Genomic DNA, 1,852 nt, shown 5'->3' on the forward strand with positions numbered 1-1,852 from the left:
GCATGTAGGCGAGGCGGCCAGCCGGGTATTCAGGGTCCAGCGGCACATACGCACCACCGGCCTTCCACACCGCCAGCAGGGCCACCACCATGTCCACCCCACGCGGCAGACACAACCCCACCACACTCTCCCGACCCACACCCACACCCAGACCGGTCAGATATCGGGCCAGTTGATTCGAACGGGCGTCCAACTCTCCGTACGAGAGGACATCCACGCCCTGACGGACCGCCGCGATCCCCGGCGCACCCTCCACCCGGGCCGAGAGGAGATCGAGGAACGTCTCCCCCGCGATCGGCTGCCCCGTCGCATTCCACTCGCCCACCACAAGAGACCGCTCGACGTCGTCCAGCACATCGATCTCGCTGAGCCGGATCTGCGGATTGACCGCCACCTGCTCCAGCACCCGCGCCAAACGATCCGCCAGGCCCTCCGCCGTGGCCTCGTCGAACAGATCCGTGGCGTAGAGAATCCCACCACCGATCCCCGCCGGAGCCCCATCCCCATCCCGCAGCTCGACCAAGTCGACCGAGAGATCGAACCGCGCCGCCGCGTCCGAGGAGAAGGCCACGGGACTCACCGTCAGGCCCGGCAGCTCCCAGTGCGCCGAAGCGGCGGTCTGGAGCGACATCATCACCTGGAAGAGCGGGTTCCGGGACAGCGACCGCGCCGGGTTCAGTACCTCCACCAGACGCTCGAACGGCACATCCTGATGCGCGTAAGCGGCCAGATCGGCCTCGCGGACCTTGCCGAGGAGCTCACTGAACGACGGGTCGCCGCTGACATCCGTCCGCAGCACCAGGGTGTTGACGAAAAAGCCCGCCAGCTCTTCGAGGGCCGTATCACCTCGGCCCGCGATCGCGGTGCCGATCGGGATGTCGTCACCGGCCCCCATCCGGGAGAGCAACACCGCGAGGGCGGTGTGCGCGACCATGAACATCGTCGCCCGGCCGCGTCCAGCGATCTCCACCAGCTGGGCAGGGGCCGGCGCGTCCACGCGTACCGGCACAGTGCCGCCCTGGAAGGTGGACACCGCCGGCCGGGGCCGGTCGGTCGGCAGGACCAGCTCCTCCGGCGCACCCGCCAGGGCCTCTCGCCAGTGCCCGAGCTGGCCGCTGATCAGACTGTCCGGGTCGTCCAGCTCCCCCAGCACCTCTCGCTGCCACAGCGCGTAATCCGCGTACTGCACCGGCAGCGGCTCCCTCACCGGGGCGCGGCCTTCGCGCCGTGCGGTGTAGGCGAGTTCGAGGTCCCGCGCCAGCACGCCCATCGACCAGCCGTCCACCGCGATGTGATGCGCCACGATCAGCAGGACGTACCGCGCGGGACCGGTGACCAACAGCCGGATCCGCCACGGCAGATCAACGCTGAGGTCGAAGGCCCGTCCCGCTTGCGCGGCGAGTACGTCTTCGAGCTCGCTCTCCACGGTCTCGACGACGATCAGCGACGGCCGTCCCGCCGCGCCTTCGAGGATTCGCTGACGCGGAGTGCCCTCGGTCTCGGGGAAGACGGTGCGGAGGCTCTCGTGCCGATCCGCGAGATCGCCGAGCGCGGCCTCCAGGGCCGCCACATCCAAGTCCCCGGTCATACGGAGCGCCAGCGGCAGGTTGTACGCGGCCCCTGCGCCGGGGTTGGTCTCCTCCAGCCGGTTGAGGAACCACATCCGCTGCTGCGCGTACGACAGCGGCACCGAGTCGGGGCGCTCCCTCGGGGTGAGCGCGATACGGGTTCCGTTGTCCGTGTCGTCGATGAGCCGGGCCATCCCGGCGACGGTCGGCGCGGTGAACAGATCCCGGATGCTCAGCTCGGTGTCCAGGACGGCTCGGACCCTCGCGATCAGCCGCATGGCGAG

Annotated in this window: 1 protein-coding gene; it reads right to left on the reverse strand. The window is 69.7% G+C overall.

Annotation, left to right across the window (positions count from 1 at the left end; genetic code table 11):
- The coding region (locus FF041_RS36660; RefSeq protein ID WP_194292342.1) for a condensation domain-containing protein at nt 1-1,852 on the reverse strand (1,852 nt) is incomplete at both ends.

It is taken from the genome of Streptomyces jumonjinensis, from assembly GCF_009600885.1.
In the GTDB taxonomy this organism is placed as follows: Bacteria; Actinomycetota; Actinomycetes; order Streptomycetales; family Streptomycetaceae; genus Streptomyces; species Streptomyces jumonjinensis.